The 17,871-nt window shown below is 43.7% G+C and carries 15 protein-coding genes; 6 read left to right on the top strand and 9 right to left on the bottom strand.

The genetic code is table 11. The features are described from left to right. Positions 1-155 precede the first annotated feature (155 nt). Positions 156-1,724 carry a bifunctional phosphoribosylaminoimidazolecarboxamide formyltransferase/IMP cyclohydrolase gene (gene purH / locus AACT52_RS27825; RefSeq protein WP_073634075.1) on the top strand — a complete coding sequence of 523 codons (1,569 nt, stop codon included), beginning with the start codon at positions 156-158 and terminating at the stop codon, positions 1,722-1,724. A gap of 402 nt (positions 1,725-2,126) precedes the next feature. Here the strand turns inward: purH and AACT52_RS27820 are convergent, their stop codons facing one another. From AACT52_RS27820 to AACT52_RS27795, 6 genes are all read right to left on the bottom strand, one after another. Further along, entirely contained in the window at positions 2,127-3,488 is a 1,362-nt protein-coding gene (locus AACT52_RS27820; protein WP_073634074.1) for a hypothetical protein, read from the bottom strand. Between the two features lie 19 nt (positions 3,489-3,507). Then, a complete protein-coding gene (locus AACT52_RS27815; protein ID WP_073634073.1) occupies positions 3,508-3,963 on the bottom strand; it encodes a hypothetical protein in 456 nt (151 codons plus the stop codon). Continuing rightward, the gene (locus tag AACT52_RS27810) at positions 3,960-7,193 is read right to left on the bottom strand and encodes a CHAT domain-containing protein (RefSeq protein WP_073634072.1); all 3,234 of its coding nucleotides are present in this window, start codon (positions 7,191-7,193) and stop codon (positions 3,960-3,962) included. The genes AACT52_RS27815 and AACT52_RS27810 overlap by 4 nt, the downstream gene beginning before the upstream one ends. A 140-nt stretch (positions 7,194-7,333) precedes the next feature. Next, a complete protein-coding gene (locus tag AACT52_RS27805) occupies positions 7,334-7,846 on the bottom strand; it encodes a GNAT family N-acetyltransferase (RefSeq protein ID WP_073634071.1) in 513 nt (170 codons plus the stop codon). A gap of 23 nt (positions 7,847-7,869) precedes the next feature. Further along, complete coding sequence (locus tag AACT52_RS27800; protein WP_233154090.1) at positions 7,870-8,715, bottom strand: TrmB family transcriptional regulator; 846 nt, start codon at positions 8,713-8,715, stop codon at positions 7,870-7,872. Between the two features lie 469 nt (positions 8,716-9,184). Beyond that, entirely contained in the window at positions 9,185-9,970 is a 786-nt protein-coding gene (locus AACT52_RS27795) for an FHA domain-containing protein (protein WP_073634070.1), read from the bottom strand. Between the two features lie 804 nt (positions 9,971-10,774). Between AACT52_RS27795 and AACT52_RS41535 the strand changes: the two genes are divergently transcribed. Then, positions 10,775-10,954: a GNAT family N-acetyltransferase gene (locus AACT52_RS41535; RefSeq protein ID WP_443216669.1), complete on the top strand. Its 180-nt coding sequence runs from the start codon at positions 10,775-10,777 to the stop codon at positions 10,952-10,954. A 337-nt stretch (positions 10,955-11,291) separates the two neighbouring features. After that, positions 11,292-11,747, top strand: coding sequence for a GFA family protein (locus tag AACT52_RS27790; RefSeq protein WP_073634069.1), 456 nt, complete (start codon positions 11,292-11,294; stop codon positions 11,745-11,747). Positions 11,748-11,767: 20 nt separating this feature from the next. Here the strand turns inward: AACT52_RS27790 and AACT52_RS27785 are convergent, their stop codons facing one another. The 3 genes from AACT52_RS27785 to AACT52_RS27775 form a co-directional block, all read right to left on the bottom strand. Further along, a complete protein-coding gene (locus tag AACT52_RS27785; protein ID WP_073634068.1) occupies positions 11,768-12,931 on the bottom strand; it encodes a phosphoserine transaminase in 1,164 nt (387 codons plus the stop codon). Between the two features lie 141 nt (positions 12,932-13,072). Further along, positions 13,073-13,582: a hypothetical protein gene (locus AACT52_RS27780; protein WP_073634067.1), complete on the bottom strand. Its 510-nt coding sequence runs from the start codon at positions 13,580-13,582 to the stop codon at positions 13,073-13,075. A gap of 347 nt (positions 13,583-13,929) precedes the next feature. Continuing rightward, positions 13,930-14,457, bottom strand: a complete 528-nt coding sequence (locus AACT52_RS27775; RefSeq protein WP_073634066.1) for a peptidoglycan-binding domain-containing protein — start codon at positions 14,455-14,457, stop codon at positions 13,930-13,932. 581 nt (positions 14,458-15,038) lie between these two features. Between AACT52_RS27775 and AACT52_RS27770 the strand changes: the two genes are divergently transcribed. The 3 genes from AACT52_RS27770 to AACT52_RS27760 all read left to right on the top strand — a co-directional run bounded on the left by AACT52_RS27770 (position 15,039) and on the right by AACT52_RS27760 (position 17,695). Continuing rightward, entirely contained in the window at positions 15,039-15,191 is a 153-nt protein-coding gene (locus AACT52_RS27770; protein WP_158054786.1) for a hypothetical protein, read from the top strand. A 158-nt stretch (positions 15,192-15,349) separates the two neighbouring features. Next, positions 15,350-16,042, top strand: coding sequence for a hypothetical protein (locus AACT52_RS27765; protein WP_073634065.1), 693 nt, complete (start codon positions 15,350-15,352; stop codon positions 16,040-16,042). A 906-nt stretch (positions 16,043-16,948) separates the two neighbouring features. Further along, on the top strand, positions 16,949-17,695 hold the full coding sequence (locus AACT52_RS27760; RefSeq protein ID WP_073634064.1) for a pre-peptidase C-terminal domain-containing protein: 747 nt from the start codon (positions 16,949-16,951) through the stop codon (positions 17,693-17,695). The last annotated feature ends 176 nt before the right edge of the window (positions 17,696-17,871 follow it).

Below are 17,871 nucleotides of genomic sequence, written 5' to 3'. Positions count from 1 at the left end.
CAACAATAAATTCTTCTTCGCATCTTAGCTTTACGCGCAATTCAGAGGTTCTCCTTTAGGAGGTACGGGATGGCGCTTTGCGTCCACGTGCCTTGGCGGTTTATACAATAGACATCTGCACTAACTGTAAATACACCAAAGGAAACTTGGGAATTATGGCGCGTCTAGCACTGCTAAGTGTATCTAATAAAACAGGATTAATCGACCTTGCCCGTAGCTTAGTAGAAGAATTTGATTTTGAATTCATCAGCAGTGGAGGAACAGCCAAAGCTCTCAAAGATGCAGGACTAGCAGTTACGAAAGTAGCTGATTACACAGGCTCTCCAGAAATACTAGGTGGTCGGGTCAAAACCCTACATCCTCGAATTCATGGCGGCATTTTAGCACGGCGCGATGTCCCTGAAGATATCGCAGATTTGGAAAATAACCAAATTCGCCCGATTGATTTGGTCGTGGTGAATCTGTATCCTTTTGAAGAAACGATTGCCAAACAAGGAGTGACTTTACCTGAGGCGATCGAGCAAATTGATATCGGTGGTCCTGCTATGCTTAGGGCTGCCTCAAAAAACTTTGCTCATCTGACGATTTTATGCGAGCCGGCGCAGTATGAAGAATATTTACAGGAAATGCGCCGCTCTAGTGGCGAACCATCCCTAGAGTTTCGCCAAAAGTGTGCCTTAAAAGGATTTTTGCATACTTCGAGCTATGACCAGGCAATAGCAGCATACCTCAGCCAGAACCTCACCCTCTCAGTCCCCCTCTGGGCTAGCCCAGAGGGGGAGGTATCCCAAGAATACAATCTTTCTGGAAAACAACTACAATCCCTCCGTTACGGCGAAAATCCCCATCAACCTGCTGCTTGGTATCAAACTGGTACGAGTCCAACTGGATGGGCAGCTGCTACGAAACTTCAAGGCAAAGAACTCAGTTACAATAACTTGGTTGATTTAGAAGCAGCACGGCGCATTATTTCTGAATTTACCGATTCCCCAGCAGCAACAATTATCAAACACACAAATCCTTGTGGTGTCGCTTTGGGAAATACTCTGCAAGAAGCTTACCAAAAAGCATTCAACGCTGACTCTGTTTCTGCTTTTGGTGGAATTGTCGCACTGAACCGTCCGATTGACGCGGAAACGGCTACTGACTTAACAAAGACATTTTTAGAATGCGTGGTTGCACCAGGTTGTGATGCCAAAGCACAGGATATTCTAGCTGCTAAATCAAAAGTTAGGGTATTGATTTTACCAGAATTAAGCAGTGGTTCGAAAGAAACTGTAAAAGTCATCGCTGGCGGTTTGCTTGTGCAAGCTTCAGATGACATAGTAGCTGATATTAGTAAATGGCAATTCGTCACTGAAAAGAAACCCACTGATGATGAGTTGGCAGAATTGTTGTTTGCTTGGAAAGTTTGCAAGCACGTTAAGTCTAATGCCATTGTTGTGAGTGGCGATCGCACCACCTTAGGTGTAGGCGCAGGTCAAATGAACCGCGTTGGCTCAGTTAAAATTGCCTTAGAACAAGCTGGGGAAAAAACCCAAGGTGCAATTCTTGCCAGTGATGGATTCTTTCCCTTCGACGATTCAGTCAGAACAGCAGCCGCTGCAGGTATTAAGGCGATTGTGCAACCAGGGGGAAGTTTGCGCGATCAAGATTCCATTCAAGCTGCTAATGAACTGGGCTTAGTCATGGTATTGACCGGTATTCGTCACTTTCTACATTAAAAATCCCTGCCCAAAGGAGGATGTGGACATAGGTATAAACCATAAAACATCGAAAATTACTTGTGCCTTATGCCTCAAGAGGGAGTGCAGTTGCCAAAGTGTCACTTACTATATCTCTCATCTGATTTGACCCGTGATATTGTTTATATGGTGTGAGGAGTAAGTTGAAAACAAAAAGCGCCTGGAGTCGAAACACGGCAAGACGTCCAGGCGCTTTTTGCTATTTTATGCGAATTGGAAAGGTTCAGTTTTAAAAGTGTCACTTGGCATACTTGTGTTTTCAGCGGGACGGTGTTATTCTCTAGTTGTGTGTGAGGAGCAAGTGTAAAGCAAAGAGCGCTGGGGTGGAAACACGGTAACACTCCCAAGCGCTTTTTGTTTTAATCTGGAAAAGCGGTTTATTTAGCGAAGTTTCCAGTGACGCAACATGCGAAAGAAGATTAAGGTGAGTACACCGGCGATCGCACCAAAGCCCAAACTCCACAAAAAGACTTCGGTTCGGTAAGCGAGAGATATTTGAGGATTAGGGGTATCTTGGGTGAGGATGACAGCACAGGCTATTTGGCTAGTGGCGAGTCCGACACCTGCAACTGCGATCGTACTGTTGAGGGTGCGATCGCTTTTGGTTTGTTCAATATCGATAATCCCTTGGATTGTCTTAATGGTATTTTCCATTAACGTCAAACCTGGGCTAAGATTACCTTGGTCTGCCTCAATTTGTTCTAAAAACTTTTCTTGGGCGTAGTCGCTGAATTCCTGAAAAAATTGCCAATCACTATTGCTATCTATTTCTTTGAGCTTTTGCCAACGTTTATTATAGTTACCAATGTTGATTTTGAGCGTACGGCGTTGGTCATCTAGGTAGCTAAGATTATTTGTATATTTTAATAATATCTCGGGAGTTTTTGCGAGAATTTCTTGTAATTGATTAATATTATTACCAGGACTATTTGTTGAATCGTTCAATTTCCTTACTGTATCTTGCACTAACTCGGCAGCCTGCTTTAAATTTTTCTTGAGGCTACGACTTTGAGAGTAAGCCCAAAGTATTTTGTGGCGATAGGCAAACAGCCGCATGAGTTGCGGATAAAACTTGGCAACATCTTGGCGAATCGCATCGATTTTGAGATTGTAGGGAAATAGACAAATTAATATATGATACCCATCATTCATAAGTTGCAAGTCTGAAGGAAGCCGCCACAGTTCAAATACAGTTCCTCCTAAAAATTTACCTTTTAAATCTGCTTTCCAATCTTTATCAGGAAATTGTAACTGAGCATAACATTGTTTAGCAGTTTCTTCAGGCTCTTGATTTTCTGTAGCCAGTTGTCCCCAAACTAACCAGCTTTGACCAAGTTTAGGTTTTCGGTTTTCATTATCTATTTTTTCAATAATTTGTTTTTTTATTTTTGGTAAGCAAGTGATAGGTTGAGGCGAAGATTTATAATCAGGAATATAGTTGGCAGTGCAGTCTACCTGCAACCCGTAAGTATCGCCTAATTGTACAGGATAATAATAGCCATCAAGGGGCGGCTCAAATATCTCGACTTTCTTGGAACCTAGTAGTTCAACGTAATCAAAACTTTCATTTTCAGCTTGCTTCAATTGGTTGAGGCGCTGACTGTCTAAGGGACTACTATAGATTTTTTGCCAAAATTGTTGACGGTTGCTCTCAATTATTTGCTCATTTTGCCCTAAACCAGCTTTGAGGTCATAGAGAAATAAATCAATTGTAGGGTAGATTAAGCAAATTTCATCATTCATATTTTAGGCTACCCATATACTAAGAAAGAATAGTCTGTATGACATCTTTTGCTGAAGAGACAGAGTTCAAAGCTTGAGTAATTTGACGAGCTATTTCGGTAAGCTTATTACTATCAACTTTGTTCTCAAATTCAACGAGCTTAGCCTTATCAACTTTGTTCTCAAATTCCACTAACTCTGGTATAATTTCCACAGTAGAGTTATCAATTTCAGTATTACGTTGTTCCGGTTCAGGTTGAGGTAAAACATCAACGCCTTTGCTACGGTACTCAGCCATCCCGTCTAATAATTTCTGAACCTGATTGTAGGATTTTGCGAGTGGGGGATAACTCATGGCAATCTCATACAGTTTGCCAATGTCAGCAGGAATGTTAATTTGATTAACCTGCGTTTGCACCTCATCTGGAAGGGGTGCATTAAGTTGGTATAGTGCTAAAACAAAAGCTTTGAGGTCAGAGGCTTCTATTGGGTTCATGATGGCATACCAGTAATTGTAAACGCTGCCCAGAAGTAGGAGTCATTATAGGGCTGAATTGGTTCGGCTGTCTTCTTTAGTTTGTCTAAATGGCGTGACAAAAAACGGCGCAGAATAAGTTCATCTGCCGGAAGTTTAGCAATTTCCGCCGCATACCATTCAGCAAGTTCGGCATTTGTGACGTTTCGCAACCATTGGGTAGCTTCAGCCAAAGCCACCGCCTCTGGTTTACCTTGTTGCAGCCGTTGATAGAACTGTATCATCACCAAAGCACTGGGGGCTGATTCTACTTTCCACAGAGTACTGAGGACATGAGCGACACCGCAAGCCATAAAACCACTGGCAAGCCCCACATATTCTGTGGTAATGGTGTGATTACCCGTGATAGCGGTTTCACAAGCTGCAAGGCTGACAAGTCGGTACCTTTTCAGGTTAACTTGGTTTGTGAGGTTAAATTGTTTGTAAATATCCGCGAGAGTTAGTTTGTCCTCACCCGCTAAAGCCAAGTAGGATAAAGCAGGATTGTGGAAATTGTAAGTGCCATGCCCTGAGAAGTGAAAAATACTGTATTTTTGGGGTAAAGCGGATTGTAGCGCTTCTAGTGTCACTTGTTCTGAGCGAATGCGCTTGTGATTGGGGAATATTTGGCAAATCGCTTCAGACTCAACTTGGGCAAATTCCAATAAGGGAAGTCCATCGCTTGTGGGATGTTCCACGCTGAGTAAGGAAGGTGAGGTGATGCGGGGATGAGATGCTTCGTTCCGCTTTGCTTCACTCAGCATGACACAATCACGATTCGTAGATGAATTCAGCAAGCCCATTTGGGCGCTGGGTAGATAGGTGATGGTGAACTCATCGGGAAACAGCGCATGGAGGGGGAAGCGGTGCAAGTCGCGGTGAGGAACCAGGATTATATTTTGGATTTTGGATTTTGATTCTAACCCCTCGTTTGCAAGGAAATTTGACCTCTCCCCTAACCCCTCCGGTGCAAGGGGAGGGGAATCTGTCTCCCGTAACCCCTGGTTTGCAAGGAAATTTGACCTCTCCCGTAACCTCTCGTTTGCAAGGAAATTTGACCTCTCCCCTAACCCCTCCGGTGCAAGGGGAGGGGAACTTATCTCCCCCTTCCCTTGTAGGGAAGGGGGCTGGGGGGTTAGGTTTATTGCCTGAACGATAGCCGGGATATCGAGAATATTACTTAGATTTTCCAGCATTGTCGGCAAATTATCCCGCCAATCTTTTTCTTCTTTGTCTCCCCTCTCCGCTTGCAGGAAGGGATAAGGGGTGGGGTTCTCAGGACTTTTCCCCTTGCGATAATCGTTGTATTGTTGATTCCAATCTTTCACCCAGTCTTCAAATTCACGCAAGCGCTGTACAGCAGCAAGTAACGGCGTAAAGTCTTGCGCGTCTACTGGTAGGGGAGAAGAAAGGACAATAGGTGATGAAGCGTTATGTTTGAGGATGAAGGTGTGTAGAGCGTAAGGACTGAGATGCCAGTAAACTATAGCAGTTGCAGGATGAAGCAATTGCTGAATTTCGCCATAGCTGGGTGAGGAAATTTCATCACTCCACCCATCCAACAGCCAAGATATGCAAGCATTTTTATCCAGTTCTGCGAGTTCCAGTGCAGCGCACCAGTTTCCTGACTGCACAGCTAAGTCAACAGTTAACTGCTGAAAACCCGCAAATTTCAAAGCCAGTTGTTTTTTCTTACCTGGACTTTTGCACTCTCTGTGCAAGCGTCGCAATAAATCTGTGCCGCGTCGCCCTAATTCTTGTGCCTCTCCTGTATACCCCAAATCTAAAAAAGCGCGAATTAAGTCTTGCAAAACCTCCAGATACAATTCAGGAAAATCTGCTTCTGTGAGAGTTTTCAGTGCTTGGTTGTAGCTGTTGACAGCTTTGTGCCAATAGGGGCGAGGGTGGGAAGCACTGCGCCGTTGGAAATAGTGAGCATTGCCTATGTTCCAATGTAAACAGCCCCAGCCTTTGGGGTGAGTGTCTTGGGGACAATGTTTCAACCCTTCCTCATAACTTGCTAATTCACCCTCATAGCCACGTTGGTTAAGGGCGGGATTTTGTCTGGCTATGGTACTCAAGAAAGCTAACAATGGATCACAACTCGCTGAATTTCCTGCCGCACTGCCCCGGTTACTCCAAGCTTGGTAGTGGTCAGGGTTGATGGCAAGAGCTTTATCAGAGGATGCGATCGCTTCTTCATATCGTCCCAAGTGATTCAGCGCAACGCCCCGGTTACTCCAAGCTCTGTAGTCATCAGGTTTGATGGCAAGAGCTTTATCGCAGGATGCAATCGCTTCTTCATATTGTCCCAAATTACGCAGCACGATGCCCCGCATAGCCCAACTTTGGTAGTCGTCAGCTTTGATGGCAATCGCTTTGTCGAAGGATGCAATTGCTTCTTCATGTCGTCCCAAGTGATGCAGCGCAATGCCCCGGTTAAACCAAGCTTGGTAGAAGTCAGGGTTGATAGCAAGAGCTTTATCGGAGGATGCGATCGCTTGTTCATATTGTCCCAAGTTATCCAGCGCAGTGCCCCGGTTATCCCAAGCTTGGTAGAAGTCAGGATTGATGGCAAGAGCTTTGTCGTACCATGCGATCGCTTGTTCATATAGTCCCAAGTTAACCAGCGCATTGCCCCGGTTATACCAAGCTAGGTAGAAATCAGGTTTGATGGCGATGGCGTTGTCGTATGCTGCAATAGCACCTAAAAAATCCCCTGCCTCGTATTGCTGATTACCTAGGTTTAACCAAGCTTCTGCTAAAGTTAACTGACTAGCTTCTCCCTCCTCTTCCTCTGCGCCCTCTGCGCCTTGGCGGTTCGTTTCCTCTCCCCTTCTCAACAACTGCATCCCAATCTCACGCGCCACATTCCCCACTTCCCCAATATCCAACTCACCCAGCTGCACCATCCGCGCTGCTAACTCAGCATTCGGTGCGTTCGATGCTAACAATCTTTCACCAAAGCGCCGCAACCACACCAACAACTCAGCTTCAGTAATGCATTTTGCTGCTAAAAAGCCCTTTACCCTTCCGCGACTCCAGGCTTGATTCACCCCTGCCAACAGTTCAAGGAACAAGGTTTCATACTCTGTATCTGTCAAAAGTTTCCGTGGTACTACTACAGAGTTTTCCCCTGCTGACTTCCGTGCAGGGGTTGCAAACCACCGCTGTAACAACCTTTTGAGCCACTGCCAAAGCCGCTTAAGCATGTGCCAAACTTTGTCTCGCCTTTCTTTAATTTTAAGTGCTTTTACTCAATTGCAACAGCTGGCGATCGCTTGGTTCCAGATTAATCAATAAAATGTTTCGTAACTGTGCTTCCAAACTGGCTTAACCAGGTCTTATCCAATCAAGAAAGCTTCTTCTCCATCTTTAAGCTCAGCAGGGGAGTGCTATACCGTGCGTCCACCTCCTGTGCAACAACGTGAAATCCTATACTTTCGTAAAGGTGTCGTGACTGAGGAAGTTTATCAACTGTCCACAGATATACTTTTGGGAATGCCTTTCGACGAGAGAAGTCTATCGCCTGTTTAAGAAGAGTTTTACCAATCCCTCGACCTTGGTAAGCAGGGTCAACAATGAACCAACGCAGCCTGGCTCCATCAGTATGGTCACTGCTGCCAGCATCTCCTACTATAGCGACAGACCCAATGAGACGATTATCTGCGATCGCCGTAACTAGGAGGTCATGCTCCGTATTGTACTGCTCACAAAAATCACAAAATTCACGAGCGACGATGATTTCCCAATCTGCACCTACACCCCAACACTGACTGTAGTACAGTCCATGTAGCTCGGTGATGCGTCCAATACAGCCAGGTTGATATCCTTCAGCGTAAATTGTATTGCTGTCAGTTAACATACTTAGTTTCCTTAGTAATAATGTCAGCTACGATACGGTTCGCTACGCTCCCAAAGTTGCTCAAATGCCAAGTTGATCATCGCCACCATGCCAGTATGTCTAATAGCAAGAGCGGTGAAGCTAGGCGGACTACCGACTGGATCTTGCATGGAAAGGAGTACAATATCGTCGTCGAATGCCTGCATTTTGATGGGCAATTCTGGAATGAAACGGATTTGTTGACCCCATTCAGCAAAGGTGGTAAGCCAGACGCGAAGTTCTTCGTCTTCAAGGGCAGAATTTTCGTAGATGGCGCGGTACGTCACTCCACGCAAAAGCGGCTCACGAATAAAACGCCAATTCTGCTCTTTGGTAAGGATAAGTGGACGCTTGATGCAGGAATTAACGCGGGTACGAACTGTTTGCGCCAACGCCAGTGCTTTGCTAGCAATTCTCGATGGATTACCAAGTACGTCGATATACTCCAAGGGGTCATTTTGCCCACGCCCAACTTGATAAACGGGAGACAAATCCGAAATCAGCTCTTTTGTGCGAGCAACCATCTGTAGGCGATCGCGCTCCAAAGCCTCTGCACGCTGTATACTGAGCGCTTCTAGGGCTAAATCGGGAGCAATGGCGAAATACGAGCGTGGCGAGGTGTCTTTAGAGATACATAACCCCTTTTCTTCAAGAGATTCCAGGACATCGTAAATGCGTTGTCGTGGAATCTTCGCACGCGCCGCCAGTTCTGTAGGAGTGAAGCTGTTTCGCCCTAGCAATGCTAGGTACGCCGTAGCTTCATATCCAGTCAAACCCAGTTCACTAAGTAGTGCAATTTGCTTTTCCACCACTGCTAAATACCTCGCCGCGATCGCCAGTTTTTCTGTCACCACACATAAGTGGTGTCATGATTAGCTTATCATCACTATGGAGTGGTGTCAAAACGATAGCTACAACATAAGCAGGATGATCCTCATGTTGTGACCAAAAAAGAACTCAGAACACAGTTGTCAGAATTCAGAATTACAGCTATTTTTAGGTAAATAGACCACATTTGCCGTAGGGGCACAGCATTGCTGTGCCCTTACAGTGTGGTTCAAATACGTGAAAACTGCTGTAAGTTGATACCAATGAGGCTAGCCGTGCCCCTACACAGTGGTTTATTTACTTGAAAAGCGCTGTAATTATAAACACAGGTGATAACCTTACAATTGTGTACAATGCTTAATTGAAGTAGAGGTTACAAGCCCCTAATTTTAATTAGGTCAACAAGAAAAATTTTTTCTTTATTAAATCCCCCGGATAGAGTCCGTGGGGACGAAGGTGCGTTCTGCGTTCTGTGTTCTTCTTAAGATTTCTCTAGTAATTTTTTGAGCGCAACAAACTATAGTTAAAGATTTTCCCAGTCGTAAACAGTTGAGAGCCAGATATTAATAAAGCACTGGATGCAAGCATGGCAACAAGAGATACTAGCGTAAAGGCATTACTCGTAAAAAGCATGACTGTAATTCCTAAGGCTATCAAAAACCATGCTAAATTCTGGTATTTACGAAGGCAGGTGAAGACTACAACCCCTGCAAGACATAGAAGGACACCTGGAATGCGTACAGAAATACCAATCTGAGTATTCACTGTTAAAATCAAAATTCCTGCAACCATCATCACCAAGCCTACAACCTTACCCAAACGCTCCTTTGCAGATGGCTTCGTGTTCGGAACCAATTCAATCTGAAGTACTGTGGGTGGATTATTCAGTATAGTATTATCAGATGGATTAACTATTTCTTGTTTGTGTAGAAATATAAATGTTACTTTACCGCCATGACCTAGGTCTATTTTATCTCCCAACTTAAGCGGATAGCGCTTTGTAGGCTCTAGCTTGATATTGTTGAGATATGTGCCATTGGCGCTGCTCATATCAACAAGATAATAAGTATTTTTCTCTACTTGAATTTCTGCATGAAGTCGAGAAACAAAATCGGCATTTGGCAAGGTTGAAACATTGATATCTGGCATGATTTTGTCTTTCGGCTTGCCTAGGCGAATAACAGAAAAATTCTGCGGCAACTCAAAAGAAGTGTCGGTTTGAACATGAAACAGCTCTAAAATCAGCCCGGTTGTCTGTGATCTGCCTGGGTTTTGCATGGCTTGTTTTTACGGAGCAATTTCTCAATAAATTTAGATTGCCTTGTTTGGTAGCAAAAATGCTATATGTAATAATTCTCTATATTATTGTCTCAATCTTAATACTTCTGCTATCTGTTATTTGTAACATCTTATATTAAGCTAATTAACGGTTTACGGTATCGAAGACGGCAGATTCACTCTATGTCAGTATAGCAGACTACTCCACAGAAAATATGTCTGCTGTTACCAGCTTCTCCAAAAAAGCTTCAAGTTTATCAGTAAGCTTGGTTTCGCAGAGTGTGCCCTCTGCGTCCACTGTGAAAAATTATTCTCATCATACAGTATGTCAAACAACGCCGGAGTATAAATATTCTTCACGCTCAGATTTTTTTCGGATGAACACTCAAAAACCCGGAGTAAATCACAAAGCCTCTAAAATAGCACTCCTTAATAGGAGTGTTGGATTTTGTCCGTTCTAGAACTCATATCATGTTCGGTTAATTAGTTATGATTACCACGTTGACTGCACCCCACACGCCAGTCGCCTGCGGAGGGAAACCCTCCTGCAGCGCTGGCTCCCCTTTATCCCCTCCCCGCATGCGGGGAGGGGAGGTTTTGGCGCAAGACAAAACCGGGGTGGGGTTCTTCAGGAATGATAAGTAATCAACCGAACCTGATATCATGCCACACTTAAAAATGATTTACTACCAAACGACACTTAATGGAATCACCACGTCGATGTTAACTGGCTTCTTCGTTGGTTGGCGCAGTCCACATACTAGCCAAACGCACTACCAAATTCTGCATAATAGCGACTTCATTGTGCTTGCCATTGATACTACCACGAATCATGTGGTTGGGTTTATCACCTGCATCTCAGACGGAATCCAGTCTGCATTTATTCCTCTTTTAGAAGTTCTGCCATCTTATCACCGGCAGAGCATTGGTTCAGAGCTTGTTCGTCGTCTTCTTGCCCAGATAGAGCATCTTCGGTGCGATTGATTTAACCTGTGCTCCTGATTTGCAGCCGTTCTATGAATCCCTGGGGTTCACTCGCACTGTCGGTATGTGCTTACGCCAGTACTAAGAGCAAGGAATCAACTCCCACATTGGTGTCTATAGCCAAAAGCCCAGTCGTTGTGACTGGGCTTTAATAAGAGACAGTGGGTTATGTCCCGTTCGGCTAATTATAAGAGATTAGATATAAGTGATTACGCTAATAATATCTACCACAAAAGACATACCAATTCCGGAAAAAATCAACAAGAAATTTAACTTCAAGATTGGAGCAGCTTTCGGTAGAATCAGGCAGCACTGAATTGCAAAAGGGAGAAAAGCTGTGAGCGCGACGTATACCGGAGGCTGTCAATGTGGACAAATTCGTTATGAAATCCGTGCTGAACCGTTAACTCTGTATCTCTGCCACTGTCAGGAGTGTCAGAAACAATCTTCCAGTGCTTTTGGAATGTCCCTCACTGTGCCACGAGATGCTGTTGTCATTATCCAAGGACAACCGAAAGCTTGGACACGTAAAGCTGATAGTGGACGTGAGGTGACTTGTCTGTTCTGCGGTGACTGTGGAACGCGACTGTTTCATGAGCGGACTTACAGTCAAGAAACCATCAACGTCAAAGCCGGAACGCTAGATGACACAAGTTGGTTACGCCCTGTGGGTAACCTTTGGACACGTAGCGCTCAGCCGTGGGTGACGATTTCAGACGAGATGCTCAATTATGAAGGACAGCCAAAGGATGTGCGTCTTTTGTGGGAGAAATGGGCAGAACAGCATTCATGAAACTTTGAAAAGAGCTATTCTTACTCTTGTTTCACAGTAGCGTATGCCCAATCCAACCAGGGTAGCAACGCTTCAATATCTGCTGTTTCTACTGTAGCTCCACCCCAAATCCTGATTCCAGGCGGTGCGGCACGGTAGGATGCGATATCAAAAGCGACTTCTTGCTTTTCGAGAAGTTTCGCCAATTTCTTAGCAGATTCTGCCTGCTTTTCTGGACTTAAGCCTGTAAACCAATCATCAACAATCTTGAGGCAAATCGAGGTACAAGAACGGGTTTCTGGCTTCTCTGCCAGGAATGCTGCCCAACTGCTTTGCTCAACCCAGCGGGCAATTGTTGCTAGATTTGCTTCGCTACGACGAATCAGCCCTGGAAGCCCGCCAATACTTTCTGCCCAAAGTAATCCATCAAGCGCATCTTCTACACACAGCATTGATGGCGTGTTGATGGTGTCGCCTTTGAAAATTCCTTCAATCAGCTTACCTTTTTGTGTCAAGCGAAAGAGCTTCGGTATCGGCCAAGCAGGTACATAGCTTTCCAGGCGTTCGACAGCACGGGGTGAAAGCACGATGACTCCATGCTGCGCTTCTCCTCCTAGTACCTTTTGCCAAGAGTAGGTGACAACATCCAATTTTTCCCAAGGTATTTCCATCGCGAAAACAGCAGAAGTGGCATCGCAAATGGTCAAACCTTGACGATCGCCTTTTATCCAATCGCCATTGGGTACCCTAACACCTGATGTTGTGCCATTCCATAAAAATACGACATCATGACTCAAATCAACTTGATTGAGGTCTGGCAAACTGCCATAAGTTGCTTTAATAACGTTGAGATCAGGCAACTTCAATTCATCTACGACATCTTTAACCCATTCCAAACCAAAGCTTTCCCATGCCAAGATATCAAGGGGGAGCTTTCCCAACAGTGACCACAATGCCATTTCCACTGCGCCTGTATCGGAAGCGGGAACGATTCCTAAGCGATAATCAGCAGGAACACCGAGAATCGCTTTGGAGCGCTCAATGACTTCCTCTATACGAGCCTTGCCATCTGCAGAACGGTGAGAGCGACCTACACAGGCGTTTTCCAGCTTGGAAACAGACCAGCCTGGGCGTTTCGCGCAAGGACCGGAGGAAAAATGAGGAATCCGTGGTTTTGTTGTTGGAGGAGTAAGATGTGGTGACATACAAGATACTTTAGTACAGATGCGACCTAGTCGAAGGTCGTAACCCGCTATTACTTTACGTCTTGGTTTGTCCTAGGTCAACAGTCAAAATTTATGAACTTCTGCACAAAATATAGATGTCTAATGGTAATCAATTGACTGTCACTTTTTCTTAGGGGAAACAACCTCAAACTCGAAAAAACCAATGCGACGGTCATCAACGTAGACGGAGATCGTATGTTTCCCAGTAGGATCGCCAGAAGCAATAGTCCAAAAGTTTTCAATGACTCCTTTGTTTGCTAACTGTGTGCGCTTCGTTACTGCTTCCCTACCATTGGGTGATATTGAAAAATTTTCACCACTTGCTGTACTCCAAGTATTAGGCAGTTTTGGTAATTGAAGGATTTCTCGCCATGTGACTTCATTTTGGTTGTCTTGAAGCTGAATGCGCCATCCATAGCGTTTTCCCTCTTTGAGTGGCACTTTACTTGTGGGGATAAAGCTCATGCTGTTACTATCATCTCTTAAAACCCCAAACTCAGCTTTCTTCACAGTTATCGTTTTAGTATTGACTGATTGGGAAGATACGATGTCATTCACAGCTAAAGAAGATACAACCCATGATGTTAGCCAGCAAGAAGCTAGCACTGTGCCGTAAGCTAATTTTTTCATTAGCATCAGTTTTTTGTTAAAAAGTGCTTTTTAATTCATATATGAATGAATCTCCTTTTTTCAGATAAACTGCTGACATTTCTGATGGATTAATGTTAAGTTTTGCTTATAGCACTTAGGGTAAGGAACGCAGGACTCAGAACTCAACAATTCAAAATTAAGAATTCAGGACTCAGGAGAAAGAAAATTTTTCTCAGTCCTGCGTTCTGAATTCTGCTTAAAAAAGATTCATTAACAGTTAAAGTAGTGGTTGACACTGCATCAAGCACGTTCGTCACGCGCTAAAACACTGTATAAGGGCGATTAATTGTTCATGTACCTAACTAAATTTCAGTCAATATAAACATTTAATACCCACGAAATGCATTCAGGCTGCAACGAGAGGCATGGGTCTCTAACTTGCTCAACGCATACCAAGTGAATAGTTCAATGATGCCGTCGCTTACCAGAAAGTGTTCTGCTTGAAAAGCCTGGACTGCTTGCTCAGTTTTTGCTCCAAAAATACCATCAATGGCACCATAGTAGTAGCCACCAGCTTTGAGGGCTTCTTGAACAGCTTTGACTATAGTTCCCGTACTGCCAATACAAAGTTTTGGCAAGCTCCCAGATCCCTGGCACAAATATGCCCAAGTCTTTTCTCCCACAACCCCATCTATAGTTAAGAAAGCAAGACACTGCAAGTATTTCACCGCATCTCGGGTTTGTCGGTCAAAGTAACCTGTGGTAGAAACTGATAAAGGAGAGACTGATACGGTATCTAGTTGAACGAGCCTTTGGTTTAGGGCTTTCTGCATTTCTTTAACAATTTGACCGCACGCACCATATTGTAAGGTTGGTTTCTTTGTAGGGAATCGAGTTGCAACAGACAGAATCATGATCTCATTTGTAAGATGTAAGGAGATCTTAAAGACTTATAAAAGAAACATTAAAGTTCCCTAAAATCATTATGTCAAAAGGAAGAATTCTTTTTTTGGATACCAGTAGTCTAGTCAATTATTTATCTGCTCAAATCCACTGAGTTCAGTTATGTGGATTAACTCCTACTCCCATCAGGAGTGCAAAATTACGTATTTCTTCGTTCGTATCCTAATTGATCGCGCAATATTGTTAAATATGTATGACACCCGGTAACTCAACAAATCTATTGGTGTATAAAATTTGCCTAAAATTCTCGAAAAAATAAAGTAGATTTGGGGATTACTCTTTCTGTTATTGTAGTACAATTGTTCTAGTAGACAGACTTTTGGTCTTGGGGAGCATCGCAATCATGCAGGCAGTTTGTGCCAATGCCCTTTGGGCACGCTACGCGAACGCAAGAAAGCACTGCGCTACAACCAGCAATCGCCCTTGATTGGGGTAGGAGTTACAAATGCTCAGCCGTTTGACATTCGTTAGTGTGCTTGTGAAGCATTATAATCCAGCGCTTCACTGGTCTACCTGTGAAGCTTGGATTTGAATGACAGATGATGGTGAACACAAAGTAGGCGATCGCCGCAGGCGGGCACTCCGTGCCAATGCCCTTTGGGCACGCTCCGCGCGTTCGCGCGGAGCGCAGTGCCCTCGTGCCCAATCGCTATTCGGGGCACAGGCATTGCCAATCGCTCGGTGACACTCGATCTCAAGGGGCAGAATGACTTAGAAATCCTACTTCATGAGCATAATACAGGGAATCAACCAAATTCTTTATTTAATCTCTTGAATTTACAGATTCCTCCTACTCTTGTACACCCATAGTGAACTTCTAAAAAAACAGTATTATTTAATACCATGACAACACAAGTGAAGAGCGCAATTGCAGCCCAAGGTAGCGAACAAGCAATTGCACAATCAGACTTTGAGCAACAATATTTAGAAGAACAAGCTGAAGAACAAGCTAATGCTGTCAAAAGGCTTATTGACGACAGTATTTCCTTTGAAATGCTAGCTGATGCCACCGAAACAATTCTGCGTCATGCTTTTTGGTTAGCTAAGCAAAAACAGAAGCGCTCATTGAGGGAGTATAGAAAGCTACTTGGTGACCAAGGTTGGAAAGGCGAGGAAAAAAGATATCTTAAGATTGCGGCAGCATTTCAAAAGTTTTCGCCCCAAGAGTTAGCACAAATTGAACCAAGCACCGTATATCATCTAGCAGAAAACAGCAAGAAGTATAAGCAAGTCATAGACAGGCTACTAGACTTAACTGCAATCACTCAAGAGGCTGTGCGTTCCTTAATTAGAGAAAACCGCACCCCCAGAGAACTAAAACCTGAAAAACCAAGTATTTGGCGGCGCACAAAGAATGGAGGGAGGTACTGTCAAATTCCGCCGATACACGAAACAGAGGAACGGACTGGGACTACCCTGCAAAAGATGATGGATGAAGAGGGTTTGAGCGCACAGAATATTGTGGCAGAAGCTGTCGCTCTGCGGCAAGCTTACAAGGAAGGGCGGCTTGCATTTGTGGAAAAAAAGGCAATTTAATTTTAAGTTTGCCAGCATTTTGTCTTTTTTGGACTTTGGTAAAAAATCGGCAGTAGGGGATCAAGCTGCATTGTGAGTCTAAACTGTTAAATTCAATAGTCTAAAAAACCCGGTTTGTTTGAAAAACCGGGTTTTTTGACTTAGAAGCTATTTGTAAATGATTATGAAGAATGAATTAACACTTTGTAATCCGTTTCAACTTTATTTCAATCCCTCATAAGGATTCATATAAATCAGCCTCTGCTACCAGAAACAGAATACCAAATTCAAGGAAACGAGATATTTTGCCTCAAATGAAAATAGTTCTAACTATCAGTCTTGATTGATTTACACGGGCATATACTTGGGTTCGCCATTGTATGTGCACCCTTATCCCAAGTACATCATAGCCCTATTGTTATAGACAGTTTGCCACAGTTTTCTATCATGCGCGATCGCGAAGCGGGAGAAAAGCGCCATCGCACTCCATAGGCAAAATTTGTCAAGAAATGTAAATGTTGTTCAATGCTTGCGTAATTGTCCGAATAACCACTGAATAAGTAAATGAGGGTTCAAGGAAAATCGCGTAAAGGACAAAAGAAATTTCTTCTGAAGATTTGCGTAAAACTCCAAAGAACCCCTGAATAAGTAAATGAGGGTTCAAGGAAAATTACGTAAAAGACAAAAAAAATCTTAATATTTGCGTAAAACTCCGAACAATCCCCGATAAGTAAATCAAGGTTCAAGGAAAGTTACAGCTTAGAAAAAAAATCTTTTGAAGATTTGCGTAAAACTCCGAAAAACCACTGAATAAGTAAATGAAAGTTCAAGGAAAGTTACGTAAAAGACAAAAGAAATTACATCTAACTGAAACAAAACTTACCTTACTTCGACCAAATCACTATCAAAATCTAAAAGGACTAAAAAATGTCTAACTACAATGTCGGTACTCTACCCTCTAACGGTACCCCTGTTATCCGCAATAACTACTCTTTAACTCCAACGCAAACTACTGATGTGTTTGAGTTTAGAATCGGTAGCACCAGTGATATCAACCTGGCACTTACAGGTATTACCAATGGCGATGATGCCGATTTAAAATTGTATCGAGACAGCAACGGTAACGGTCGCTTCGACGCGAATAGCGATCAGTTCGTCGCAAGTTCCACTCGAGGAGGTAACAACGATGACTCGATTAATCTTGCTGATCGATCTGCTGGTACCTATTTTGCCCAAGTTAATCGCTTTTCAACCAGCAGTGGCAATGTTACTTACGATTTAGCCTTGTCTACTGCCAATCCTAGCAACCTTCTCCCCAGAGAAGTTAATCTTGGCAACCTGTCACATGATGTCACAGAACATGGTAGCATTAATAACAACAATACTTCTGATGTCTACGGTTTCTCTCTCGGATTATTTGAGGGTGTCAACATTAGACTGAGCGGACTGAGCGCCGATGCTGATATCCGACTGATTCGTGACCGTAACGGAGATCGCAACGTTGACTCAAGCGATGAAATCGTGCGGTCTGCAAGAGCTGGTAGTAATTCCGAAGCTCTTATGAATATTAACGAATCTGGGAACTACTTCGTCCAAGTTTATCAGTACGGTAGTGCCAGCACCAATTACACTCTGGGCTTTGACCACTTTACTACCTCTTATCCTTTAGTTTAAGCATCGCTTGAGAGGTGTCATGGTAGAAAGTTGTGTGAGCTACAAGTAATTGAAAGCATTGCATGACAATGCTTCCAATAAGTTAAAATTAGATTACGGCGGCAGAGATCCATACTTGGACTTTGCCGCTCATGTTCAAGATTACTGCATTTTTTGAATATTTGCACGCGCTTGGA

This window comes from Scytonema sp. HK-05, assembly GCF_963872035.1.
In the GTDB taxonomy this organism is placed as follows: Bacteria; Cyanobacteriota; Cyanobacteriia; order Cyanobacteriales; family Nostocaceae; genus Kalymmatonema.
This window is presented reverse-complemented; position numbering and strand designations above follow the sequence as displayed.